At 50.3% G+C, this 591-nt stretch carries 1 protein-coding gene; it reads left to right on the top strand.

What is annotated here, in order from left to right; genetic code table 11:
* Positions 1 to 304 (top strand): nitrilase-related carbon-nitrogen hydrolase (locus M992_RS14275; protein ID WP_282955651.1); only part of this gene is annotated, 304 nt, incomplete at its 5' end.
* Positions 305 to 591 lie beyond the last annotated feature (287 nt).

Below are 591 nucleotides of genomic sequence, written 5' to 3'. Positions count from 1 at the left end.
GCTTGGCGAACAGGTACGCGCTAACTTCCGCCCGGACACTAACTTCTTGCTCACCGTGTCTAACGATGCGTGGTTCGGCCACTCCATTGGCCCATGGCAGCATTTCCAAATGGCACGGATGCGTGCGTTAGAACTTGGTCGTCCACTGCTGCGCAGCACCAACAACGGCGTTACCGCTGCGGTTGATGCTTCAGGGAATGTGATTGCGGAAATTCCACAGTTTGAACGCAAAGTACTCGAAGTTAACGTTGCACCGACGACTGGCATCACGCCTTACGCCCGCTTTGGTTCTATCCCATTATGAATTATTACCTTTGTCATGGCCGGTCTTGCGCTGATTGCCGGACGTAAACGCCGTTAATCCCGCACCACCTCCCCCTTCTCGGGGGAGGTACTTATCAACTCCCCAGAACACCTTTCCCTCAATGAAATAGGGTTATTTTCGCGATTGCGAATCATACTTACTGCTGTTAATGTGCCCGCAATTTCCCTAGTCATTAATGAGAAAGTGATGCAGCTAAATCCTGAATTTATCATTGCCGATGAGCAAAAATTGCGTGAACACTATGCTCAGCCCAATAAGATGGTGCT

The sequence above is a fragment of the Moellerella wisconsensis ATCC 35017 genome (assembly GCF_001294465.1).
GTDB classification, from domain to species: Bacteria; Pseudomonadota; Gammaproteobacteria; order Enterobacterales; family Enterobacteriaceae; genus Moellerella; species Moellerella wisconsensis.
This window is presented reverse-complemented; position numbering and strand designations above follow the sequence as displayed.